Source organism: Blastococcus sp. SYSU DS0533 (assembly GCF_054050775.1).
In genome coordinates, this window is record NZ_JBJGZZ010000002.1 from 89,714 (window position 1) to 113,619 (window position 23,906).

General features: G+C 75.6%; 18 protein-coding genes. 8 read left to right on the top strand and 10 right to left on the bottom strand.

Going from position 1 to position 23,906, the window contains the following annotated elements; all coding sequences use genetic code 11:
- Positions 1-12 precede the first annotated feature (12 nt).
- The 4 genes from ACI79W_RS03540 (at position 13) to ACI79W_RS03555 (ending at position 4,783) form a co-directional block, all read left to right on the top strand.
- On the top strand, positions 13-498 hold the full coding sequence (locus tag ACI79W_RS03540) for a cupin domain-containing protein (protein WP_456560690.1): 486 nt from the start codon (positions 13-15) through the stop codon (positions 496-498).
- Positions 499-601: 103 nt separating this feature from the next.
- Positions 602-2,902: a LuxR C-terminal-related transcriptional regulator gene (locus ACI79W_RS03545; RefSeq protein WP_456560691.1), complete on the top strand. Its 2,301-nt coding sequence runs from the start codon at positions 602-604 to the stop codon at positions 2,900-2,902.
- Between the two features lie 88 nt (positions 2,903-2,990).
- Positions 2,991-3,944 carry an alpha/beta fold hydrolase gene (locus ACI79W_RS03550; protein WP_456560692.1) on the top strand — a complete coding sequence of 318 codons (954 nt, stop codon included), beginning with the start codon at positions 2,991-2,993 and terminating at the stop codon, positions 3,942-3,944.
- Positions 3,941-4,783, top strand: a complete 843-nt coding sequence (locus ACI79W_RS03555) for a CPBP family intramembrane glutamic endopeptidase (RefSeq protein WP_456560693.1) — start codon at positions 3,941-3,943, stop codon at positions 4,781-4,783. Before ACI79W_RS03550 ends, ACI79W_RS03555 begins: the two co-directional genes overlap by 4 nt.
- Positions 4,784-4,853: 70 nt before the next feature.
- Here ACI79W_RS03555 and ACI79W_RS03560 read toward each other — a convergent pair whose 3' ends face one another.
- The 5 genes from ACI79W_RS03560 to ACI79W_RS03580 all read right to left on the bottom strand — a co-directional run bounded on the left by ACI79W_RS03560 (position 4,854) and on the right by ACI79W_RS03580 (position 12,951).
- On the bottom strand, positions 4,854-6,491 hold the full coding sequence (locus ACI79W_RS03560) for a fibronectin type III domain-containing protein (protein ID WP_456560694.1): 1,638 nt from the start codon (positions 6,489-6,491) through the stop codon (positions 4,854-4,856).
- A gap of 64 nt (positions 6,492-6,555) precedes the next feature.
- A complete protein-coding gene (locus ACI79W_RS03565) occupies positions 6,556-7,224 on the bottom strand; it encodes a hypothetical protein (RefSeq protein WP_456560695.1) in 669 nt (222 codons plus the stop codon).
- A complete protein-coding gene (locus ACI79W_RS03570) occupies positions 7,221-9,224 on the bottom strand; it encodes a multicopper oxidase domain-containing protein (protein ID WP_456560696.1) in 2,004 nt (667 codons plus the stop codon). The genes ACI79W_RS03565 and ACI79W_RS03570 overlap by 4 nt, the downstream gene beginning before the upstream one ends.
- Before the next feature lie 583 nt (positions 9,225-9,807).
- On the bottom strand, positions 9,808-11,400 hold the full coding sequence (locus ACI79W_RS03575; protein WP_456560697.1) for a glycosyl hydrolase family 28-related protein: 1,593 nt from the start codon (positions 11,398-11,400) through the stop codon (positions 9,808-9,810).
- A 54-nt stretch (positions 11,401-11,454) separates the two neighbouring features.
- Entirely contained in the window at positions 11,455-12,951 is a 1,497-nt protein-coding gene (locus ACI79W_RS03580; RefSeq protein WP_456560698.1) for an exopolysaccharide biosynthesis polyprenyl glycosylphosphotransferase, read from the bottom strand.
- Positions 12,952-13,095: 144 nt separating this feature from the next.
- On the opposite strand from ACI79W_RS03580, the gene ACI79W_RS03585 reads away from it, so the two are divergent.
- Both ACI79W_RS03585 and ACI79W_RS03590 read left to right on the top strand, forming a co-directional pair.
- Positions 13,096-14,019 carry a sulfotransferase family protein gene (locus ACI79W_RS03585; protein WP_456560699.1) on the top strand — a complete coding sequence of 308 codons (924 nt, stop codon included), beginning with the start codon at positions 13,096-13,098 and terminating at the stop codon, positions 14,017-14,019.
- On the top strand, positions 14,016-15,260 hold the full coding sequence (locus ACI79W_RS03590) for a glycosyltransferase (RefSeq protein WP_456560700.1): 1,245 nt from the start codon (positions 14,016-14,018) through the stop codon (positions 15,258-15,260). Before ACI79W_RS03585 ends, ACI79W_RS03590 begins: the two co-directional genes overlap by 4 nt.
- On the opposite strand, the gene ACI79W_RS03595 is transcribed toward ACI79W_RS03590, so the two are convergent.
- From ACI79W_RS03595 to ACI79W_RS03610, 4 genes are read right to left on the bottom strand one after another with little or no spacing between them, the layout of a single operon-like run.
- Positions 15,226-16,413 (bottom strand): glycosyltransferase family 4 protein, encoded by a 1,188-nt coding sequence (locus ACI79W_RS03595; RefSeq protein ID WP_456560701.1) that lies wholly within the window; start codon positions 16,411-16,413, stop codon positions 15,226-15,228. The two genes, ACI79W_RS03590 and ACI79W_RS03595, sit on opposite strands and share 35 nt — an antisense overlap.
- A complete protein-coding gene (locus tag ACI79W_RS03600) occupies positions 16,410-17,345 on the bottom strand; it encodes a sulfotransferase family protein (protein ID WP_456560702.1) in 936 nt (311 codons plus the stop codon). The genes ACI79W_RS03595 and ACI79W_RS03600 overlap by 4 nt, the downstream gene beginning before the upstream one ends.
- Complete coding sequence (locus ACI79W_RS03605) at positions 17,342-18,664, bottom strand: lipopolysaccharide biosynthesis protein (RefSeq protein WP_456560703.1); 1,323 nt, start codon at positions 18,662-18,664, stop codon at positions 17,342-17,344. The genes ACI79W_RS03600 and ACI79W_RS03605 overlap by 4 nt, the downstream gene beginning before the upstream one ends.
- Positions 18,661-20,082 (bottom strand): O-antigen polymerase, encoded by a 1,422-nt coding sequence (locus ACI79W_RS03610; RefSeq protein WP_456560704.1) that lies wholly within the window; start codon positions 20,080-20,082, stop codon positions 18,661-18,663. Before ACI79W_RS03610 ends, ACI79W_RS03605 begins: the two co-directional genes overlap by 4 nt.
- A 133-nt stretch (positions 20,083-20,215) precedes the next feature.
- On the opposite strand from ACI79W_RS03610, the gene ACI79W_RS03615 reads away from it, so the two are divergent.
- Entirely contained in the window at positions 20,216-21,097 is an 882-nt protein-coding gene (locus tag ACI79W_RS03615) for a sulfotransferase domain-containing protein (protein ID WP_456560705.1), read from the top strand.
- Between the two features lie 48 nt (positions 21,098-21,145).
- Complete coding sequence (locus tag ACI79W_RS03620; RefSeq protein WP_456560706.1) at positions 21,146-22,072, top strand: hypothetical protein; 927 nt, start codon at positions 21,146-21,148, stop codon at positions 22,070-22,072.
- 49 nt (positions 22,073-22,121) lie between these two features.
- Here the strand turns inward: ACI79W_RS03620 and ACI79W_RS03625 are convergent, their stop codons facing one another.
- Positions 22,122-23,852 (bottom strand): peroxidase family protein, encoded by a 1,731-nt coding sequence (locus ACI79W_RS03625; protein ID WP_456560707.1) that lies wholly within the window; start codon positions 23,850-23,852, stop codon positions 22,122-22,124.
- Between the last annotated feature and the right edge of the window lie 54 nt (positions 23,853-23,906).

Consider the following 23,906-nt stretch of genomic DNA (forward strand, 5'->3'; position numbering starts at 1 on the left):
ACAGGAGCGACCGTGTCCTTGCACCGCCACTACCCACCGGACCTCTACCGCGGCACGACCGGGGAGGTGAGCGCCTGGCTGCGCCCCGCGGGCGGCGAGCCCGACACCACCTCGGCGAACGGGGTCACCTGCGAGTTCCTCGCCACGGGGGCGGAGACCGGCGGGCGGTTCGGGTTGTACCGGTACACGTTCGGCGAGGAGGAGGCCGGGCCGGCTCCGCACTTCCACCGCTCCATCTCCGAGCAGTTCTACGTCCTCTCCGGTCGGGTGAGCATCTTCGACGGCCGGTCGTGGGAGGACGCCGGACCGGGTGACTTCCTGTACGTGCCCGAGGGCGGCATCCACGGGTTCCGCGGCGGTGACCACGCCACGATGCTGCTGATGTTCGCGCCGGGCGGTCCGCGCGAGGAGTACTTCGAGACCCTCGCCCGGGGCGAGCGGATGGCACCGGAGGAGCGCGCGGAGTTCATGCTCCGCCACGACACCTACTGGGTCTAGCTCCGCGGGTCCCGTTCGTCCGGCCGCGTGCCGGGGTGCCGCCCGTGGACGCGGCGGGCGCGCACCGGTACACCTGCCCGGGAAGGTGGAAGGAGGAGCGGCTGTGACGGGTCCGAGGGCGGCCGCCGCGCCGCTGCTGACCGCGAAGCTGACCGTCCCACCGCCGACGGCGTACCTGGTCGAACGGGCGCGGCTGCTGCGCCGGCTCGACGCGCTGCGCGGCACCCCGGTGACGGCGGTCGTCGCCGGTGCCGGGTGGGGGAAGTCGACGCTGCTCGCCTCGTGGGCGCGGTCGGCGGGCGTGCCGGTCGCCTGGGTCACCCTCGAGGACGACGAGAACGACCCGGCGCGCTTTTGGACCTATCTCGCCACCGCGCTCTCCGGCCCGGCACCCGACGCGACCGGGCCCGCCCTGCGCGCCCTGACCGTGCCCTCGGTCGACCCTCTCGACGTCGCCGTCCCGGAGCTGCTCAACGGGTTCGCCGCGCGCGACGAGCCGACCGTGCTGGTGCTCGACGACCTGCACGAGATCACCGAGGTCCGGGTCACCGAGGCGCTGGGGTTCTTCCTCGACCACCTGCCGGCCGGGCTGCGGGTGGTCCTCGCCGGCCGCACGGAGCCGCCCGTCGGGCTCGCCCGGCTGCGGGCGCGCGGCCGGCTGGCCGAGATCGCCGCCGAGGACCTCCGGTTCACGCCGCGGGAGGCCCGGGCGCTCGTCGCCGCGACGCTGGCCACGGGGCCGGGCGGTGCCGTTCCCGCGGCGCCGGCGTCGGACGACCTGGTCGCCCGTAGCGAGGGCTGGGCGGCCGGGCTGGTGCTGGGAGCGCTGTCCCTGCGGGACCGCGCCCGCGGCCGGGCGATCCCGCCCGGCGCCCCCGGCCTGCGCCACGCCGTGGACTTCCTCCTCACCGAGGTGCTCGCCGGCCAGGGGGCGCAGCGGCGGGAGCTGCTCCTGGGCACCGCCCCGCTGGACCGGCTCTCAGGGCCGCTCTGCGACGCAGTCCTCGGGCGCACCGGTTCCCGCGACGTGCTCGCCGCCCTGGAGCGGGACGGCGTCTTCGTGCAGGCGGTGGACGCCGACGGGCGCTGGTACCGCGTGCACCCGCTGTTCCGCGCCGCGCTGCTGCGCGAGCGCGACGACGCCGTGGCCGTCGCCGAGGTGCACCGCCGGGCCGCGGCCTGGTTCTGGGGGCAGGGCCTCGTCGAGCAGGCGATCCGCGCGCGGATCGACGCCGGCGACTCCGCCGGCGCCGCGCACTGGCTGGTGCGGAGCACCGGCGTCTTCCTCGCCACGGCCCGGGTCGGTGTCTTCGCCGACCTGGGCGCCCGGCTCGACCCGGCCGTCGTCTCCGGGTCCGTCGCGCTGCTGCTGTCGCTGGCGTGGGCGGCGGGGGTCACCGGCCGGGCGGGACGGGTGCCGCCGCTGCTGGACCGCGCCGCGGAGCTCGTCAGCGCCGGCCGCGCCGACGCGGCCTTCCCGGGCTTCGCCCGCCCCGAGGGGGCGATCGCCGCCATGCGCTCGGTGTACGGCACGGCGGGGGAGGCGGATGCCCGGGTCGTCGTGGACGCCGCCCGGGCGGCGGTGGCGGCCGAGACCGACGACCGCCTGCCCGGCTGGGTCGTGGCGCGGGTGGCCCTCGGCGGCGCGCTGCTCGCCGCCGGCGCACGGGCGGAGGCGCTGGCCGCGCTCGACGCCGCCTGGCGGGCGCCGGCGGCCCGTGCGCTCCCGGTGTTCTCGCGGCTGGAGGTGGCCGGGCTGCTGGCCTGGTGCCTGGTGCAACCCGGGGACGAGGACGCCGACCCGGAGCGCGACGAGCGCGCCGACCGCCTGCTGCGTTCGACGGCCGAGGACGCGGCCGCACTGGAGGCGCAGCTGGGGGACGCCGCCGCGTCGGCGCTGGCGCTGCTGCACGCCACGGCCGGGGTGCTCGACCGGCGTGCCGGCCGGCTGGGGGAGGCGCGTGCGCGTGCCGACCGGGCGGCGGAGCTGGCCGGGCTCCAGGCGCACCCGGCCATCACGCTGCTCGTGCTCGCCAGCGCGGCCGAGACGGCGCTGGCGGACGGCGACCCGGCAGCCGCGCTGCGCCACCTCGACCGTGCCCGCGCCCTGCGACCGGGCGCACCTCCCTCGCCGGCCCTCGACGCCCGGATCCGCGCCGTGGCCGAGCAGGCCGGCCGGCGGGCCGCGGTGCGCACGCGCTCGGTGCTGCCCGAACCGCTGACCGAGCGGGAGGTGGCGGTGCTGCGCGCGCTGCGCGGGCCCCTCAGCCAGCGGGAGATCGGCGCGGAGCTCCACCTCTCGGTCAACACGGTCAAGGGCTACACCCGGAGCCTCTACCGCAAGCTCGGCGTCGCCTCGCGGGTGGAGGCCGTGGACCGCGGACGCGAGCTCGGGCTCTGCTGAGACCACCCGGGGTGGGAAGGGCGGTGGGGTGGTGCGCGCCCACCCCGGTGGGCGGGAGCGTGCCGGCACCCGACCCGAGGAGCGCACCGTGGCCGTCCACCCCACCCCGACCCGTCCCGGCGCACCGGTGGCCTGGCCGCCGGGCGCCCGGTCCGCGGTCGTCGACCTCGACGGACCCGTCCGCTACCTGGACCTGGGCGGCCCCGCCGGGGCACCCGTCCTGCTGTGCGTGCACGGCCTGGGCGGGTCGGCGCTCAACTGGGGGCTGCTGGCACCGCTCCTGTCGGCACGGCACCGGGTGCTCGCCGTCGACCTGTTCGGGCACGGGGGCAGCGGGGTCCCCGCCGCACCCCGGCTGGACGCGCTGGCCGCCGACCGGCGGCTGGTCGACCGCTTCGTCCGCGAGGTGGTCGGTGAGCCGGTGGTCCTGCTCGGGCACTCCATGGGCGGCGTCGTCACCGTGCTGCAGGCCGCCGGGGCCCCCGCGACGGTCCGCCGCCTCGTGCTGCTGAGCCCACCGGTGCCCGGGACGGCCGGCCGGCTCGACGCGGCGATCGCGGCGAAGCGGGCGTTCCTCCGGCTCCCCGGGGTCGCCGGGGCGGTCGCCCGCCGGCTCGCGGCCCTGTCACCGGAGCAGGAGGTCGCGCAGCAGCTGCACCGGGCCACGCCGCACGCCGGCCGCATCCCTGATGACGCCGTGGCCGCGGCGGTGGCCGAGACGGCGGAGCGGGCCGCGCGCCCGGACGCGGCGGCCGGCCGCGCCGAGCAGTGGGCGGCGCTCCTCGGCACCATGGCGCTCCTGGCCCGGCCCCGGGCGTGGCGGCGGACGATCGGCGCCGTCGCGGTCCCGGCGCTGTGGCTGCACGGCGCCGCCGACCCCCTGGTGGCGGTCGGCGGTGCTGCCGCGCTCGCCGCAGGACGACCCGGCTGGTCGTTCCGCGCGCGGGACGGCGTCGGCCACCTCCTCGCGCTCGAGGACCCGGCCTGGACGGCCGAGCAGGTCCTGGGCGCCCCTGCGGACGACGGCCGGGGCTCCCGGTGACCGGCACGCTGGCCCCGGCTGCCCGGTCGGCCCGGGACCAGCGGGGGCTCGGCCTCTTCCTCGTGCTGGTCTTCGTGGTCACCTGGGCCGTGTGGGTGCCCCGGGCGCTGGAGTCGGCCGGGGTGCTGGGGAGCCGGTGGGCCACCGAGCTGGGGACGGCGTGGACGTACGGCCCGGCGGTCGCCGCGGTGCTCGCGGCCGCCTGCACGGGCCGCGTGGAGCTGCGAGAACTGGGGGCGCGGGTGCTGCGGTGGCGGGTCGGCGCCCGCTGGTGGGCCGTCGTCCTCGCCGGCCCTGCGCTGCTGTGGCTGCTCGCGGCAGGGCTCCACGCTGGGCTCGGCGGCGCCTGGGACGAGGTCCGGCCGCCGGCGGTCGAGGCCGGTCTCCCCGGTCTGGTGCCGTTGCTCCTGCTGCTCGCGCTGACCGACGGGCTGGGGGAGGAGCTGGGCTGGCGCGGCTGGGCGCTGCCCCGGCTCCTCCGGCTCCGGGCACCGCTGGCCGCGAGCCTCCTGCTCGGGCTGGTCTGGGCGGTGTGGCACGCCCCCCTGCACTGGACGGACGGCTCGGCGCTCGGGGGCACGGCGACGTGGCTGCTGCTGGTGCAGCTACCGGCCGCCGCGGTGGTCTGGACCTGGGTGTTCCTGCAGACCGGCGGCGCCCTCCTGCCGGCGATCGTCCTGCACGCGTCGCTCAGCGCGTTCGGGACGCCCCTCCCGGGTGCCGCCGGCGGGTGGGGCCCCTGGTTCCTGTTCGCCGGGCTCCTGGCGGCCGTCGCCGCGACCCTGGTGGCCACCGGCGGGCTCCGGCCGCATCTCCGCACCCCGTCCCTGCCGCGGTGACGAGCCGGCGGCAGCGGGGCCCGCCACCGCTGAGGTGACGGGCCTCGCTGCCTGCTGCGGTGCGGCGCGGTCAGGGCGCCGCCGGGGTGACGGAGACCGGTGCCGACGGGGCGCCCGCCCCGGCGCCGTTCACCGCGCGGACCCGCACCGCGTAGCGCTCACCGTTCAGGAGACCTTCGACGACCGCCTGGAGGGCGTCCGGCGGAGTCGCCACGCGGACGACGGTGCCGGCCCGGTCGGCCGCCGTCACCAGGTACCGGATCAGCGGGGTGCTCCCGAGCTCGGCCGGGGCGGTCCACGTCACGGTCGTCCGCCCGTCCTCGACCGTGGCCTGGACGCCGGTCGGCGCACCGGGGAGGGCGGCCGGGTCGGGTGCCGTGCCCTCGCCACCGGGCGGGGTGGTCGCGCCGCCCAGGACGGTCACCGGGAGGGACGCGGTGGCGCCGGTGGCGTCCTTGACCGTCACCGTCGCCGGCGGTGCGGCGCTCGGGACGGTGACCGGCTCGGCCGACGGCAGGGTGACCGCGGCGCCCCCGCCGGTCCGGTAACCGACGACCTCCAGCGGGTAGCTCGCCGGGGCGACGGCGGTGGCCGCCACCGTGAGGTTCGTGCCGTCGAAGGTCGCCTGGTTCACCGTGAGCCCGCTGATCCGGTAGGTCCTGCTGCTGACGGGGTTGTCCCCGAGGTTGCGGACGGTGACCTCGGTGGGCAGGGCGGCGCCGGGCTGCAACGCGATGCGGGCGTAGTGCCGCTCGCTCCCGGGGTCGTGGACCATCGGGGTGGCGGCGAAGCGCCCGTCCTGACCGACCACCTCGAGCTGCGTGCCGCGGCTGGAGGCGAAGACGTCGAGGTGGCCGCCGTTGACCGCGGCGCGGTCGACGGTGAGCCCGGTGTTCGTCGCGACCTTGCCCGAGAGGCTGAACAGGTCGGTGGTGCCCTCCTGCAGGGGGCCTTGCCAGACGGTGAACCGGTTGAAGCCGGTCGGGCTGCCGGCCACCTGGTGCAGCACGCGGGGGTCGCCGAGGTAGCCGGCCGGCGGGTTGGGCAGCACGCCCGGCCGCCAGCGCAGGAACGGGCCGAAGTTGCCCGCCAGCGGGGTGTCGAAGTTGCCCAGTGCCGGGGAGACGTCCTGCACGAGCCGGCCGCGGCCGCGCTCGTCGGTGTCCACGGTCAGCTCGCCGAACGGGTGCTTGACCCGGTAGGTGGTGCCGGGGACGGCGTCGTCCACGTCCACCCGGATGCGGGCGAAGACGGTCTGGTCGCCGGGCCGGACCTCCTCGTTGAGCCAGGCCCCCTCGAGGCCGAGGGTGAGCTCGGCCTCGCCCCCGCCGCGCAGGGGCACCTCTGCCGAGACCAGCTGGTAGAAGACCTCGACCGGGAAGTTCGAGGGGAACGACAGCGGCGCCGTCGGGTTCGGGACGTGGTCGGGCGGGACGTCGCACAGCGGGTCCATGTGGTCGACGCACGGCTCGAGCCGGCGCCCGGCGCTGTCCTCGTACCAGGCCGGGAACCCGTGCGCGGGGTTCACCGGCCCGGCCTTCACCAGGTGGCCCGGGTTGGGGACGGTGATCTCGGTCGCCGCCTGGGAGGTGGGTGCCAGGCCCACCGGCAGCAGCAGCGCGGCGACGGCGAGCAGGACCGGCCGGCGGCGCGAAGGGCGCCGCGAGTCCGCGGTCACCGGGTTCCGGCGTCGGGTGAGAGGGGACATCGGGGAACTCCACGGGGTCGGTGCTGGGGTCCGGCACCGCGGTGCCGGGCGGAGGTCGGGAGGCTCAGGCGAGGACGCCGGTGAACCAGAGGACCCAGGCGAGGCAGCCCAGGACGAGCACGGCGTCGACGGTGCGGCGCCGCCACGTGGCGGGCTGCAGGGCGGCGAGTGCGGAGAGGAGGAGCAGTTCCGCGGCGACGGCGGCCTGGCCGAGGATCCCGGGCGCGTGGCGGGCCGCGGAGACCTCGCCCTCCATGGCGACCGGGCCGGGTCCCCGTACCGCCACGCCCTGCGAGAGGTCGACCCCGGTGACGGGGTCGAACCCGGGCAGGTGCGCCGCGCTGCCGTGCCCGCCGTGCCCGGCGGCGGAGGCGTCGTGGACCGCGTAGGCGTCGAGCAGGCTGGTCGTGTGGGCGACGAGGTACAGCCCGATGAGCCCGACGGTGCCGGCCAGGGCCAGGGTGACCAGGCGCGGGCCGGGCCGGAAGTCCGTCCAGCTGCTCAGCAGCAGCCACGCGGCCAGCCCGAGCTGCGCGAGCCCGGTGAGCAGGAAGAACCCGACCGCGAGCTCGCCGGCCTCCAGGTGGTCCACGGCGGCGACCAGGTGCAGGCCGCCGGCCACCCCGGCCCCGAGCGCGCCGGCCCGCAGCCACCGGGCGACGCGCCGGCCGTGCCCGCGCCGGGGTGCCGAGATCACCGCGGCCGGCGCGGCCGTGGGCGCCACCGTGCTCACGGCGCGCCGTCCGTGGTGCCCGTCGAGGTCGGCGCCGTGGTGCTGGCCGGCTCGGAGGTGGCCGTGGGTTCGGCGGTGGCCGTGGACTCCGCGGTGGTCGTCGGCTCCGCGGTGGTCGTCGGCTCCGCGGTGGTCGTCGGCTCCGCGGTGGCGGTCGGCTCGGTCGTCGTCGGCTCGGTCGTCGTCTCGACCGTCTCCGTGCTCTCCGGGGCGACCGGCTCCGCCGGGGGCTCCTGGGGCACCAGCGGGGGCGCCGGCAGGGGCTTGGGCGGGTCGCTGCGGATGGAGTCGCAGTCGATGTCGTGGTGACCCACCTGGTACTGGACCATCATGTCGTGGTCCTCGTGCGAGAGGTTGTGGCAGTGGATCATGTAGCGGCCGTCCTCGTGCTCGAAGCGCATGAGCAGCCGGACGGTCTCGTTCTCGGCGACGTAGACGACGTCCTTGGGGCCGCGTTCCTCCGGACGTGGCGGCTGGCTCACCCCGGTCTCGGTGTTCGTGCGGCTGAGCACCTTGAAGTCGATCAGGTGGATGTGCAGCGGGTGGAACCACCCGCCGGAGCTGTTCTCGACGTCCCAGATCTCGACGGCGTCCCGCTCGACGGTGGCGAAGACCCGCTCGTAGTTGGACCGCACGACGTCGTCCCAGGTCGTGTCGTTGATCTTCCACAGGCCGTTGCTCCGGTGCAGCTCCATCTTCCGCACCGCGGTCCGGTCGGCGGCCCGCAGCGTCATCACCGGGTGCGCCGGGCCCAGCACGCTCGGCCAGGCGTTGCCGTCGGTGCTCGTCACCCGGTTGCCGACCTCGAACTGCATCACCTTGCCGGTGTGGTCGAAGTCGCGGGCGTTCTCGACGCCGTCGTTGAGCAGCTGGATCTTGGCGCCCTTGAGCTCCTTGAAGTCGATGATGATCTCCAGCCGCTCGGCCATGCCGAGCGTCACCCGGGTCACCATCTGGGCGTACTGCATGAAACCGCCGTCTGTGGCGATGACCTTGAACGGCATGTCGTTGCTCAGCCGGAGCGTGTAGCCGCGCGCCAGTGAGCCGTTGAGGATGCGGAACCGGTACTTGCGCGGCTCCACCTTCATGTTGGGCCACGGCACGCCGTTGACCAGGATGACGTCGCCGTAGAGGCCCGACTCGCTGTCGTCGTCGAACATCAGCTGGCCGTCCTCGGTGAACATGACGTCGCTGAGGACCAGCGGGAACTCGTACTGCGGCTTGCCCTCGACGGCCTTCTGCCGGTCCCAGCGCGGGATGCCGAGGCTCTTCTCGAGCTCCTCGTCCACGATGTGGTACTGCGCGGCGAGCCCCATGTACACGTTCTGGGCGGTGTGGTGCACCCCGTGGTCGTGGTACCAGAGCGTCCGCGGCGTGCAGGAGTTCGGGTACTGGTAGTTCTTCCACTCGCCCGGGTTGGTCAGGTCCCCGGCGTAGCCGTCGTACTGCGGCTTGGACGGCGAGCCGTGCAGGTGGGTCGAGGTCCAGGGGATGTAGCCGAGCGTGGGGTGACGCCGCGGGAGCTCGTTGGCCACCTGCATGACCGTCCGCCGGGGGATCTTCCGGCCCGGGTTGTCCGGGTCGGGCTGGAGGTAGGTGCGGATCGTGGGGCCGGGGACCTGGCGGTTGTACCCCCACATCTTGGTCCAGATGCCGGGGATGAGCTGGACCATCACGGTCTTCTGCGTGATGGCGTAGTAGTCCGTGCCGAGGTACTCCGACCCCCGGATCGGCTCGCCGGGGTAGTGGCTGTTGCCCGGCTCCGGCACGTAGTCGTCGGGGACGTGACCGAAGACGTCGCTGCGCACGTCGTCCCGGGCGACGGGCTCGAGCACCTGCGGGGCCTTGAAGGCCTGGGTGTACGGCCGGGGCATCTTGCTCTCGTCGAGCTCGGAGGCCGAGGCCGCCGACACGACGCGCTGCAGGGGCAGGGTGAGCGCGGCCGCGCCGGCCGCGGAGAGCTTCAGGACGTCGCGTCGGTTCAGGCTGGGCGTTTCCATCGGTACGGCTCCTCGGCATATCCGCTGTGTGCAGCGGAAATGCTCCTGCTCGGAACCCCACCCACCACAGCCGAAGTGAGGGGGATGGGCGGGCCCACCATTTGGGGGGTCCATTCCGGAAACGCCCGGTGCATTTGACGCAGTGCAACGGAAGCCATTCAGTCCGTGCTGTCACGAGGCGGCCGAGCTGGGGCTGACCAGCGGCTTTGCGGAGGGCGCCGACCTGGCGCGAGCTGACCCGTCGACCGGAGTATGCGGTGGAAAATGCATGACGCACAGTTGTCGAGAACGGACGATGGGTGACTTCTCCCGCTTCATCGAAGCGTCCGGAATGGTCTCGCAACCGAGGTCGGCGTCCGGACGGCGATCACGACCGCTCGTCGCTCGACGCGGGCGGTGGGAAGGCGCGGTGGGACGGCGCGGCAGAGGACGGGCACGTCGGTGCCGCGGAGGATGCCGCGGCTGTCGCCGGTCGCGGCGGCACCCCTCACGGAAGCGTCGCCGGAGCAGCGCACGCCCGCGCGTGCGGGCCGCCCGGGACCGGCGTCCCGCGGCCGGCGTCCCGCGGCAGGAGGAGGGGCCGTCAGGCGCCCGTGTTGCCCCGCACGACGGTGCCGGTGCCGCGGTCGGTCACCGGCTCGGGGTGGCTGATGCCGGTGGAGTCGTTGTCCTCGACCACCGCGCCGACGGCGCCGGGAGCCAGCCGGACCGCGCGGGCGGTCGTGGCACCCGGGGCCTCCTGGAACGTGGAGCCGGCGATCCTCGCACCGTCGGCGCGGACCACGTCCACGGCCCAGGCGCCGTCGATCCCGGTGAACCGGCAGTCCTCGACCGACAGCGCCGTCACGGGGTTCACGGGCCCGGCCACGAGCAGGCGCTTCCCGGGACCGCCGGTGAAGGTGCAGCCGCGGAACAGCGGCCGCTCGGTCCCGTCCACCACGACGACCGTGGGCGCCGCACCCGAGGGGGCCTCGAAGGTGCAGGAGTCGAACGTGAGGCCGCTGATGCCGGGCCCGCCGACCCGCATCGCGGTGTTCGCGGGGCGGAGGACCTGGGTGCGCGTGAAGGTGACGTCGCGGATCGCGGCGCCGACGCCCTCACCGGTCTGCACGCGGATGCCCTGGCTCTGCTCGTCGGCGGCGTTCGACACCTCGACGGAGCAGTCGGTGAACCGCAGCCGCTCGATGCCGCCGCTGCTGTGCGTGTTCTTGATGCCGATGCCCCTCCCGGCACCCGCGCCGTGGCAGTCGGTGAACGAGCAGTCCCGGATGGCGCCGGTCATGCCGGTCTCGCCGCCGGTCCACTCGAGCACGGCCACCAGGAACCGGCTCGCCGTGCTCGTCCCGGTGCAGCCGACGAAGCGGCCACCGGTGATGCTCTGGTCGTAGAGCGTCGGCTCGGCCGCCGGGTTGCCGATCGGCACGAACTGGAAGCAGTCGTCGCCGGACTCGACGTGGCAGCCGGTGCCGAGGAAGTCCGCGCCGCCGATGACCCGGATGCCGCCCGTGCCGAAGACGGGGGCGCTGCCGCGGACGGTGATGCCGTCGATGCGGCCGCGGTCGCCGGCGAACATGACCGCCTGCCCGCCGGCGTAGGTGTCGATGGTGATGTCCGAGATCGTCACGTCGTCGCCGTAGAGGGCCAGCACCACACCGGTCATGCCGTGGTCCCGGGCGCCGATGGTGCCCGACCCGGTGATCCGCACCCGGTCGGACTTCACGGCGAAGTCGGCGTTGCGCAGGAAGGCGTCGGTCATCCCGGGGGGCGCGGCCCAGTCCTTCACCAGGCGGGCGCGCCGGGCCAGGTGCAGCTGCACGTCCGAGCGCAGCAGCAACCCGGCCGTGCAGCGGTAGGTGCCGGCCGGCACGTAGGCGACCCGCCCGCGCCGCGCCGAGGCGTCGAGGAGCCGCTGCAGGGCGCGCGTGTCGTCCGCCCGGCCGTCGCCCTCGGCGCCGTAGTCACGGGCGTCGAGGACGTCGTCGTCGTCCCCGCGCGGCACGAGGGGGGTGGTGCGGGCCGGCAGCGGACCGGAGGAGGTGAGGCCGGCCAGGAGGGGGGACGCCAGCCCGGCGCCGCCCAGCAGCAGCAGCCCCCGCCGGCTCAGCGAGGGACCGGCCGGCCGGGCCGGGGTCTGCGGGGCGTCGGGTGACCCGGCGCCGGAGGGGTGATCACGCATGGGAGTCTCGTCTCGGACGGCGCGCCGGCCACCGCCGGTGCGCGCGGGGTGCGGCTAGCAGCTGGCGACCGTGCGGACCGCCGTGCGGAAGGCCTGCCGCTGGACGGCGGCCACGGTGCGGATCAGGATGACGAGGTCGCGCCAGAGCGACCACTGCTCGATGTAGGCGTTGTCGAAGCGGGCCCGCTCCTCGATGGAGGTGTCGCCGCGCAGGCCGTGCACCTGCGCCCAGCCGGTGAGGCCGACCGCCAGCCGGTGCCGGTCGCGGTAGCCGTGCACCGAGTCGGCGAAGCGGGCGGCGTACGCGCACTCCTCCGGCCGCGGGCCGACGAGCGACATGTCGCCGCGCAGGATGTTCCACAGCTGGGGCAGCTCGTCCAGGCTCGTCCGGCGCAGCACGGTGCCGATGCGGGTCTGCCGCTGCTCGACGTCGACCTGCCGCGCGTGCATCGTGCTGCGGGTCGACCCGGCCGCGACCGGCCCCGCGTCCGCGACCACCCGCAGGGTGCGGAACTTGAGCATCTCGATCCGGGCGCCGTCCTGCCCCGTCCGCGGCTGCCGGAACAGCACCGGGCCGGGGCTGCTGATCCGAACCGCGAGGGCGAGCAGGCCCAGCACGGGAGCGAGCAGGGCCAGGGCGGCGCCCGAGGCCGTGACGTCGATCAGCCGCTTCACCCGCCGGGCGCCGCGGCGCAGCGCGGCCCGGCGCACCCGGTGCAGGGGGATCCCCCAGAGGTCCTCGACGTCCGGGCCGCTCGGGGCCATGCCGACGTCGAAGAAGCGGGGCACGACGTAGACCTCGATGTCGCGCAGCGCCGCGCTCCTCACCAGGTCCACCAGTTCGGCCTCGCGCGTGGGGCCGTAGGCGACGACGACCTTGCGCACCCCGTAGGTGTCCAGCACCAGGTCCAGGTCCTCCAGGTGCCCGAGCGGCTCACGGTCGTCCAGCGGGCTGCCGTCGCTGAGGAAGCCGACGCCGCGCATCCCGAGCTCGGGGTGCGCCCGCATCGTGGCCAGGAGCTCCATGCCGAGCCGGCCACCGCCGACGACCAGCGTGGGGTCCTCCACCACCCGGTGCCGCCGCGCGCTGCGGAGGGCGGCGTAGCCGAGGCCGCGGCCCACCACCACGCACGGCACGGCCCAGGCGGCGTGCAGGGCGGCCGCCGCGGCGACGGAGGGGGCGGCGACGGCGACCAGCAGCAGCGCCACGCCGAGCCGGGGAAGGAGCCGGGGCGCCTCGTCGAGCACGGAGAGGGTGATCCGCGGGTGGTGGCCGCCGGCCGCCAGCACGAGCAGCGCGACGACCGCGAAGGCCGCGCCGGCCGGTCGCGCGCCTGCGAGCCAGGCCAGCGGCAGGGCCAGCGCGGTGGCGTCCACGAGGAGCAGCGCGGTGCGCACCGCCGTCGTCCGGTCGCGGACCTCCTGCTCGGGCAGGTGCAGGTCGGCCGCCGCGCCGGGCCGGGAAGGGCGAGGACGGACGCCGGGGTGCGACCGCGGCCGCGGCAGCGCCGGCAGGCCGGTGCGGCCCTCCTGGTAGGACACCTCGGTCATCGCGCCCCCGTCTCCTTCGTGGTGGACACAGCCTCGGTCGCCGCACCGGCTCGGGACAGGTCCACCCGTGGGGGCCGCCCACCCCCCAAAGCGGGGGGTACGCGGCAGATCCGCTCCCGGGTCCGCGCCGCTAGCATCCCCACGATGGCGGCAGCCGCGAACTTCCTGGTCATCGGTGCAGCGCGCAGCGGGACGACGGCGCTCACCTCCTTCCTGGGCGAGCACCCGGACGTCTTCGTGTCCAGCCCGAAGGAACCCCACTTCCTCGCCTTCCCCGGCGGCGCCCCCCGCTTCACCGGCCTCGGGGACGACGACCTGGTCAACCGGACCGCGGTGCGCGACGAGGCGGCCTGGCGCGCGCTGTTCGACGGGCGGTCCGAGCGGCGCCTCGGCGAGGGGTCGGTGACCACGCTGGCCCACCCCGCCACTGCGATCCCCGCCGTCGAGAGGTGCTGCGCCCCCGGCTGCCGGCTGGTGGTCATGCTCCGGGACCCGGTCGACCGGGCGTTCTCCAGCTGGCTGTACCTGCGCTCGCGCGGCTACGACGCCGGCACCTTCGAGGAGTGCCTGACCGCCGAGGAGGAGCGCACGGAGGCCGGGTGGAGCCACATGTGGCAGCTGACCCGGCTCAGCCGCTACACCGGGCAGCTCGCACCGTTCGCCGCCGCGTTCGGCGACCGGCTGCTCGTCGTCGTCCAGGAGGAGTTCGCCGCGGACCCGGCCGGCCAGCTGCGGCGGGTGCTGGAGTTCCTGGAGGTGGACCCGTCGGCGGAGATCGACCCGACCCGCAGGGTGAACTCCGCAGGCCTGCCGCGCAGCCGCGCGGTCACCGCCGCCCAGAACGTGCTGCGCCGATCCCCGGCCCTGCGACGCCTGGTCACCGCGGCGGTGCCGCAGCGCCAGCGGGAGCGGGTCCGCGCGGCGAACCTGGGGCCGGCGACACCGGCCCCCGCGACCCGGGCCCGGCTGGCCGATGCCCTCGCCGGTGACGTCGCGGACCTGCAGGACCTGCTCGGCCGGCGGCTGGCGGTGTGGCCGACCGCCGCCCACGTCCGGGGGCGGTCGTGAGCGGAGCGGCCCGCGGCAGCGGACCGGTGCCCCGGATCAAGGTGCTGCAGCTGACCGGCATCACCGTCGGGGGCTCGGCCGAGCACCTGCTGCAGCTGGCGACCGCCCTGCCGCCGGAGCGGTTCGACGTGGCGATCGCGCTCTCCGGCGGCGGCCCGCTGGACGACGAGATCCGCGCCTGCGGGCTGCCGGTGCTCGACTACGCGCCCGCGCACGGCAGTGGCCACTTCAAGCAGGCGACCCCGGACGGTCCGGTCGAGCTGCTCCGCCAGTTCCTGCGCATCCGGGCGCACATCCGGCGGCACCGCTACGACGTCGTCCACACGCACACCTCGGTGGCGGGTGCGATGGGCCGGTTGGCCGCGTGGTCGGCGGGCACACCGGTGCGGGTGCACATGCTGCACGCCTACGCCGGGCACGCCGGCGTGCCGCAGCCGAAGCGCTCGCTGTTCCGGGCGGTCGAGCGGGCGCTGGGCCTGATCACGACCCACCACGTCGCGGGCTCGCGCTTCATCCGCGACGTCGGCGTCCGCACCCGCGTCCTCCGGCCGGGGGCGGTGACGGTGATCCACTACTCCAGCCGGATGGCCGTCGGGGACGCCTCGGCAGCCGACCGCGCCCGGCTGCGCGAGGAGCTCGGCCTGCCGCAGGACGCGCTGCTGGTGGCCCTCGTCGGCCGGATCGAGGACCAGAAGGGCGTCGACCTGCTGGTGCGCGCGGTTCCCGCCCTGGTCGCGCAGGTCCCCCGGGCACACGTCGTCGTCGTCGGTGACGGCACCCGGCGTGCGGAGTGCGAGGCGCTCGCCGCCGAGCTCGGCGTGGCGGACAGCGTCCACTTCACGGGCTGGCGGCACGACCTCGCCGACGTGGTGCGGGCGATCGACGTCCTCGCCCTGCCCTCGCGGTGGGAGGCGTTCGGGATCGTGAACCTGGAGGCGATGGCGGCGGCCCGGCCCGTGGTCGGCTTCGCCGTCGAAGGCATCCCGGAGGTCGTCGTCCACGGGGAGACGGGGCTGCTCTCGCCGGCGGGGGACGTCGCGGCCCTGGCGCGCGACCTGGTCCGGGTGCTCACCGATCCGGAGCTCGCCGCCCGGCTCGGTGCGGCCGGGCGGCGCCGATTCCTCGAGCAGTTCACCCCCGAACGCATGGTCGGGGCGCACGTGCGGCTCTACGAGGAGCTGCTGGCCCGCTCCCGGCGGCGCGGATTCAGGACCCCGCTCGCTCGACGACGTCCCGGATGAGCTGCACGAACGCGCGCCCGCACTGCTCCAGCGAGTAGTGCTCGCGGACCAACCGCGCCCCCTGCGCCGCCATCTCCGCCCGCTGCGCCGGGCTCATCGCGACGAGCTCGTCGATGCGCCGGCGGAGCGAGCCGGGGTCACCGGCGCGGGCCAGCAGCCCGTCCCGCCCGTCGGCGAACTCCGGCGGCGCGCCCGAGCAGTCGGTGAAGACGGTGGGCCGGCACGCGGCCATCGCCTCCATCACCGCGAGCGGGAGTGCCGGTCCCTCCCACCGGGCCGCGTGCAGGTACCCGTCGGACGCCGCGAGGAGCCGGTCGACGTCGTCCCGCCAGCCGAGGAAGGTCACCGCGCCGCCGAGCCCGTGGTCGCGGACGGCCCGGCGCAGGCCGGCCTCGAAGCCCGTCGTGGGGCGGCCGGCGCCCCGCGCCGACCCCACGAGGGCGACGTGCACCGGCGGGACGCCCGGCGGGCGGGCGAGCGCTGCCAGCAGCACGTCCTGGCCCTTCTGCGGGTCCAGCCGCCCGACGTTCAGCAGCAGCAGCTCGTCCTCGCGCGCGCCCAGCTCGGCGCGCAGCCGCGCCCGCTCGGCCGCGGGGAGCTCTACCGGCGGCGGCACCGGGATGCCGTTGGGCAGCACCACCGCGCGGTCCGGCGGGACGCCGAAGGCGATCATCTCGTCCCGGACGACGGGGGACGTGCACACGGCCAGGGTCGTCCGCGCGGCGACGACGGCGCGGTAGCTGCGCCGCTTGAGCGCGGCGACCGGGCGCGGGCCCCAGAAGTGGTGCTGGTTGCCCACCATGAGGACACCGGGCACGCCGGCGCGGGCAGCGGCCAGCAGCGCCGGCGACCGGTCGCGCTGGTTGACGCCGATGACGCACCGGCCGGCGTCCCGGCGGACCCGGTCGGCCAGGGCAGGCACCAGCCGGGGCTCCCACGGGCGGTCCAGCCGCGGCTCCAGCACGGTCGTGGCGCCCATCGCGGTGAAGTCCGGCAGGATGCTCGGCCCGTCCACGGGGACGGGGCCGTGCAGCAGCGTCAGGTCGAAGCCGGCGTCACGCAGCGCGCGCCCGAAACCGAGCGCCATCCGGGCTGCTCCCGTGCGGTCGGGCAGCCGCAGGGTCATGTGCACGTGCCCGGCCGGCCCGGTCACGAGCGGTCCGCCGGCCGCTCGGGGCTGCGCCAGGCCGAGAGGTCGAACCCGGTGAGCCGCTCGACCTCGGCGATGTCCGTGTCGAAGCGGGCCACCAGCGCCCGCCGGGTCTGCTCGCCGTAGGTCGTGCGGACGACGTTCCGGCGCACGATCTGGCGTCGCAGCCGCCGGCGCAGCGGCCGGGGGACCAGCGGCGACACCACCTTCTTCAGCGGGTGGTGGGTGCTCACGACGCGACTGAGGAACCTGTTCCGCGGCTCGCCGGAGCGGTGCGGGTCCGGCTCCACGGTGGGCGGGAGCACCGGCACGCCGAGAAATGCGTGCACCCGCGCCAGCACAGCCGCCCCGTCGGCCACCATCTCCTCGTAGCGCAGGACCAGCAGCTGCTCTCGGGGGAAGACATCCAGGACGTGGCGGAGCTGCTCGCCGTACCGGCCCATGGCGGCGTAGTGCCAGATGTGGTGCCAGCCCGCGCGGATGCGGCGCTCCTCGTCGGCGAGCGCCTCCTCGAACGTCTGGCACGGCTCCCAGCCACGGGTCCGCATGAAGCCGTAGGCGGAGAAGGCGCGGTCGGCCGGGTCGCGGAGCATGCAGACCAGGCGCGCGTCCGGTGCCTCCGCGCGCAGGCGGGTGACCGCCTCCGGGTAGTACAGCGTCGAGACCGACGCCTCGCCGCGCAGCTGGCCGGGACGGGCGTCCCGGTACAGCGCCCGGTACCGCTCCGGGTCGGTGACCGCCAGCCGGTTGATCGTCTGCCGGTCTCCTGGGCCGGTGAACGCTGGTCTGGTGCCGGCGAGCGCGAAGTAGTGCGGTTCCTTGGGGGTCGTCAGGAACAGGTCCGGGTGCTCCACCAGGTGCTGGTAGAGCGCCGTGGTGCCCGACCGGGCCGCGCCGATGACCAGGAACTGCGGGCCCAGCGGCGTCGTCGTCATCTCGCCCTCCGGGGCAGCTCGGGAACGGTGGTCACGCCCAGCGCCCGCCGGGCGGTGCGGGCCAGGCGCAGGTTGCGGGTGCACATGGCCACGGCGGCGGCGGTGGCGACCCCCGACGCGCCCCAGAACGGGGCCAGGCACACCGACAGGCCGAAGAAGGCCAGCGCGGCCAGCGCCGAGCTGAGGGCGACGGTGCGCTGGTGGCCGGCGTGGGACAGCAGCACCGAGCACGGGCCGGTCCAGGCGTTGACGAGGGCGCCGGCCGAGATGATCAGCGTGGGGCCCAACGCCGCGCCGTAGCCCTCGCCGAACACCGCGGGGAGCAGCCAGCGGCCGGTGGCGGCCAGCGCCAGGACCCCGGCGGCGGTGACCGCGGTCGTCCAGAGCGTGAAGCGGCGGATCGTGCCCTCGAGCGCGGGCAGGCGCCCGCGCTCGTGCGCGGCCGCGATCCGCGGCGCCAGGGTGCGCATGCCGATCGCGGCGGGGGCGAGCAGCAGCAGCGCCACCCGGACGGCCACCGAGAGGACGGCGACCTCCGCGACCGGCGCAAAGACGGCGAGCAGCCAGACCCCGGCCTGCGGCACCGCCGCGGAGGTCAGCGTGGCCACCGTGAAGGCGCTCCCCAGGCGCAGCAGCGACCAGGGCGAGGCGACCGGGCCGCTCCCGCCGGGGTCGGTCCCGGCGACGCGGAGGAGGACCAGCACCGCGGCCCCGTTGACGGCGGACTCCGCGGCCACCGCCCACCAGAGCACGGTCGCCAGCGGGATGCCGGTCGATGCCGTACCCGCGATCAGGCCGACGAGGAGCAGCCGCCGGACGTGCTCGCCGAAGACCAGCGCCCACCCGAACCGGCCGCGGGCCCGCAGCGCGTTGACCACCACCGGCCCCACCGCCGCCGCCGGCAGCCACAGGGCCACCAGCGCGACCAGCGGCGCGTACACCCCGGTCGGCGTGCCGGCGGCCGCGGCGAGCGGCCCGATCCCGAGCCACCAGAGAAGGGCGACCGCGCCGACCCCTGCCCCCTGGGCGAGGAGCAGCCGGCGCACCACCGTCGTCGCGTCACCGCCGTCCTGCCGGGCCAGCGTCACGGTCGCGACCTGGGTGAGGCCCCACTGGCCCAGCACGGCGAGGAACGCCAGCCAGCTCAGCGCCCACGAGAGCGCGCCGAAGCCCGCCGGGGTGAGCAGCCGGGCTCCGACGACGGTGAACAGGAAGGCGCTGAGGACGGCGCCGACCTGCCCCGCCGCCACCAGGACGACGTCCCGTCGCAGCCGGCCCGGCGGCGCGACGGCCACGTGCCGGCCACGGGACCGGCTCACGGGGGTGCCGGCACCGGCGACCTGCCGGTCGGCGTGCCGCCAGGGCCCGGCCGGTCCGCGGCGCCGGGCGCGGGACCGGGAACGCGCGCCGGGCGCCGCCGCAGCAGGTCCAGGGCGAACGCGAGGGCGACGAGCGGGAGGCCGATCGCCACCCACCGCGGCAGCGAGGTGACCCACACCCCGCCGGGGAAGATCCGGAGCATGAAGACCAGGCTGAACCCCCAGACCAGCGGGTCCTCCCGGAAGCGGTGCAGAGCCACCTGGGCGGCGCGGGCGAGGATCCCGCTCAGCAGCCCGCCCAGCACGATGCCGACCCAGCCGAGGTTGAGGTACCAGTCCCCGACGGCGGTCGCGGGGAAGCCGTTGTTGCGCTCCACGTAGGTCTGGGCGACCCGGACGGCGGGGGAGACGAAGGGCTCCTGCGCGCCGGCGAGCGCCGAGGGGATCGCCGCCACCGCGGCGTCGACGAAGTCGCGCCCGCCCTGGAAGGGCTGCCGGTCGGGCCAGTCGTCGAGGATCAGCAGCAGCGTGTCGTAGAGCGTGTTGTTCGTGGCGACGGCGAACGCCCGCAGCGGCCCCTGCCCCTCGATGCTGGGTGCCGCGGCACCCCACAGGGCCGTGTCACGGGCGAGCCGGAGGAGGAACGCCGCGCCGAGCGCGGTGGCCGCGACCAGCAGCAGGCGGCGCCGCCACAGCGGGTCGCGCACCCACCCCAGCCCCCGCGTGTCGGTGGCCCGGCCGCGCATCCGCCGCCCGAAGAGGAGGGAGCCCGCGACGAGGGCCACCAGGGAGACGACCTGCACGTCGCGGGCGCCCCAGGTGAAGTTGACGTAGCCATTGAGCGCGACCAGGCCGAGGGCCACCAGCCGCCGGCCGTACGCCCGCCGCGGGACCGTCCAGAACGCCGCGACGGACGCGAGCGCCCCCATGAGCGGCAGCGCGCGCAGCGCCCGGCTCTCGGCGATGCTGCGGTCGACCTTGGAGACCTGGATGAGGCCGGTGGGGCCGCCGTAGCGGGCCCAGAGCACGGCGGTGGCCGCCAGGGCCGCGATGCTCAGCGCGACGGCCAGAGCGAGCACCACGTGGGGGGCCAGCGAACTGCGCTGCCGGGGGAACAGCAGGGTGGCCGGCCGCACCAGCGGCGTCATCCAGCGGGCGCCCACGAGCATGGCCAGGAGCCACACCACGACCGCCGCCTGCGCCCCCACGACCAGGCCACCCACGTCCCGCCCGGCGAACACCTCGGTGGGGAAGGGGGTGTCCAGCCCGGCCGCGATCGTGAACGGGCGCCACAGCAGGAGCAGCGCGACGTAGTAGAGCGTGAGCGCCACCGGGTCGAGCGGGTGCCCCACCAGCCGCCGGTACACCCCGCACCACACGACGGCGGACGCCGCGACGGCCAGCAGCGGGACGATCAACTCCGCTCCTTCGCGTCGGCGGAGGGAGCCAGCTGTCCGCCTCCGGGCCTCGATTGACCGTGCGTGGCACGGGAGCCGGCAGGCTAACCCAGGAAAGCGCTGCGCAGGAGGAGTTCTGCCCTAGTCTCCCGGCATGCCCGGGGAACTCGCGCTGGTGGTCGTCGGTGCGCCGAAGAGCGGTTCGACGGCGCTGCTGCACCACCTGGCCGACCACCCCCGGCTGCGCACCCACGTGCACCCGGAGATGCCTTTCTTCGGACGGCCGGAGGAGTTCGCGCGCGGCTGGGAGTTCGCGCTGCGGAAGTACTTCGACCCGTCGCCCGACGACGGCCCGGTGGTCGCCAAGCACACCATGGCGATGTACGACCCCGAGTCGCTGCGCCGGATCGCCGGGTCCACGTCGGCCGTCGTCGTGGCCGTGCTGCGGGACCCGGTGCCGCGGGCCTACTCGCACTACCGGTACGCGCGGCTGCGCGGGTGGGAGGACGCACCCACGTTCGAGGAGGGGCTGGCGCGCGAGGCGGCCCGGCCGGTGAGCTCGCCGCCGCTCGCGCGTGACCTGCAGTACGTCGGGGACGGCATCTACGCGCCGCACGTGCGGAACCTGCTGGAGCTCGTGCCGCCCGAGCGGTTGCGCATCTACCCCTCGGGCCGGATGCGCCAGGACGCCGGGCGCATCACGGCGGAGCTGTTCGCCCTCGCCGGGCTCCCGCCGCACGAGCCGTCCGTCGTGCGGGAGCACAACGAGGGGCGCGTCCCGCGCTCACCGCGGCTGGCCCGGCTGGTCTTCGCCGTCCAGCAGCCGGGGAATCCGCTGCGCTCGCTCGCCTCCCGCTACGTGCCGAGCCGGGCGCTCTACCGGACCCGGCGGCTGGTGAACCGGCTGAACGAGGGCCGTGGCCCGGTCCCGCCGATGTCGCCGGAGACCGAGGCCCGGCTGCGGGAGCGGTTCGCCGCGCCCGACGCGGAGCTCGCCCGTCTCCTCGGCCCGTCGTTCACCACCTGGAAATCCTGATCATCCTGTGACCTCCGGAACCGGGAACGCCCCGCTACGTTGGCGGGCGTGCTGGAGACTGCTGGTGACGGCGCGTCGCATGCGTCCGCGGAACGGGCGCACGGCGCCCACGCCCGAGACACCTCGCCCGACGACGGGCCGGGCCTGCGCGAGAACCTCGCGGCCCTGCGGCGATGGTGGTGGCTGGCGCTGCTGACCTTCCTCCTGGTCCTCGGGGCGTCGGTGGGATCCCTCTACGTCATCGACCCGGTGTACCGGTCGGAGGCGGAGGTGCTGGTGCGGACGGAGGACAGCCGGCAGCTGTTCCCGCGGACCGGGGGCACCTCGGCCGGCGCGCTGATCCGCTCGCCCCAGGCGGAGCTCGTCTACGTCCAGAGCGACGCCTTCCAGCGGCTCGCCGCCGAGGCCGCGGGCGAGGACGCCGAGGTGGAGGTGCGCGCCGCGCCCGACTCGAGCGCCCTCGTCTTCGCCGCCGAGGCCGACGGGCCGGAGGCGGCCCAGGAGGCCGCGCAGACCTGGGCGGAGACCTACGTGGCGGTCCGGCTGGCCGAGGACGTGGCCGAGACCACCGAGCTGCGGGACCTCCTGGTCGCCGACCGCGACGCGCTGCGGGCCCGGCAGCAGGAGATCCTCCAGCCGGTCGCCGCCCTGGACGAGGCGGTGGCGGTGGAGACCGACCCGGTCGAGCTCTCCCGGCTGCTCAACCAGCGGCTGGCGATCCAGCGGACGCTGGGCACCGAGCTGGACCCCGTGGAGTCGGAGTTGCGCCGGCTGAACACGCAGATCTCCAGCCTGGACGTCGACCTCCGCGTGATGGCAGACCCCCGTGCGCTCGCCTACGTCAGCAGTGCGGCGGAGCTGCCGGAGGCGCGGGCGAACGGCTCGCTGGCCCAGAGCGTCGCCGTGGGCGTCCTCGCCGGGCTGCTGCTGGCCGCCGGGGCGGTCACGGTCGCGCAGGCGCTGCGCCGCCGCTGAACCGTCCGGCCGGCCGGGGCTCCGGCCGGCCGGCCGGGTGATCCCGGGCTCAGGGGGTGAGGAGGTTCTCCGAGCCGACCGGGGAGGTCGCGTCCGGGTTGATCTCCTCGTCGGGCTCCAGCAGGAGGGGGCCGGTCTCCTCGACCTCGTCCTCGGGCTGGACGATGCGCGACCGGGGGTCGAGCGCGCCGGCGAGGAGGATCAGGTCGCCGACCGTCTTCTTCTCCTGCCACTGGAAGGACGACCGGCGGTTGAAGTAGGAGTCCGGGTCCAGGGCCATGATGCCGAGGATCGTCTCGGCGACGATCCGGCCGCCGACCGGGCCGAGCATGCGGCCGCCCTTGAGGAGCTCGGCCTCCTTGAGCACGTAGTACCAGAGGGGGGCCTTGCCGCCCCAGCCCGGCTGCTTGAGCCCGAGCTCCTCGTTGGTGAGCGGGGTGATGCCCATGGCGGTGGCGACGTCCTGGCCGCAGGGCAGGCCCAGCCGCTTGCCGCGCAGCAGGTTGCGCTCGGCGAGGGCGACGATCGCCTTGCTGGTGGGCGCCACGACGGTGGAGGGCAGGGTGAACAGCGGCAGCGACAGCTGGGTGTCGATGCGTCGGGCCATGTTGCGGTCGTCCGGCGGCTCGAGGCCGGGGATGTCGAAGAAGTAGTTCCAGTCGCACCACAGGTTGGCCGGGATCGGCCGGTTGCCGCGCAGGTCCTCGTAGCCGTCGGCCCCGAAGATCGGCACGGTGTGGCCGTCCTGCATCTCGTACTCGGCGCGGATCATGCTGTGCCCGAACCGGTAGGCCGCGCCCGAGTACTCGATCGGCATGTACGGGTTCTCGGGGTGCTCGGGCTTGTAGAGGGTGCCGAGGAACTTGATCGTGTAGTCGCGCTTGATGAGGCTGCTCACGACCGGCTTGCCGACGATGCGCGGCAGGTAGTCGTTGACGATCAGCCACTGGTAGTGCCACCGGGTCTGCCGCTGCGCCTGGGCGTAGGTCATGCCCTGGTCCATGAAGGAGTTGTGCAGCCGGATGAACACCGTGTGCAGCTGGGCGACGATGAGGTTCTCGTCGTTGCGCGGGTCCCCGAGGTGGGCGGCCCCGACGTCGTCGCGCGGCAGGTCCACCAGGCCGTCGTGCTCCCAGAGCCGCAGGTAGCCGTAGCGCTCGGGGTCGTAGAGCTGGGGGCTGCCCTTGATGCCCTTGCCGTAGACGCTGCCCAGGTCGAACCACGGGGTGTCGTAGTTGCGCATGGCCATGGGGTCCTGCAGCCGGTGGGTCAGCGGCGTCTTGTCCAGGGTCATGTCGTGGTCGACGAACTGGCCGAAGTAGATGTAGCCGGCCGGGATGCCCGGGTTGTCGAAGGCGACGTCGCTGTCCCTGACGTCGGACAGCGGCGCCTTGCCGTCGTTCATGCTCGCCGCGAGGCCGCGCAGGAGCCCGTCGGTCGGGGCGAACGGCGGCAGGTCCTTGAACATGAGCCCGAAGCGGGCCTCGAGGTTCCGGTCGATCCGGGCGGCGACCTCCGCGCCCCGCGGGTCACCGACGGCGTGCGCGGCGGTCTCGGCGGGGCCTTCGGTCACCGGTGCGGGGGCGGCCGGGTCGGTGACGGGGTCGGTGGTCGTGACCTCGGCGCGTGCCCCCCCGACGCCGCCGACGACGGGCGCGACCGCCACCGCCAGCGCACCGGCGAGGAAGCCGCGGCGACCCACCCCCCGGTCCTGGCCGGCCCCGCTGAACGGGCACCCGCCGCCTGCAGCCTGGGAGTCCTGCACCCTCATCGCCTCCATGCGTGATCCGGGCCCTGCGGTCCGTTGCAGGACCAGCGTCGCCAGCGCGGCGGC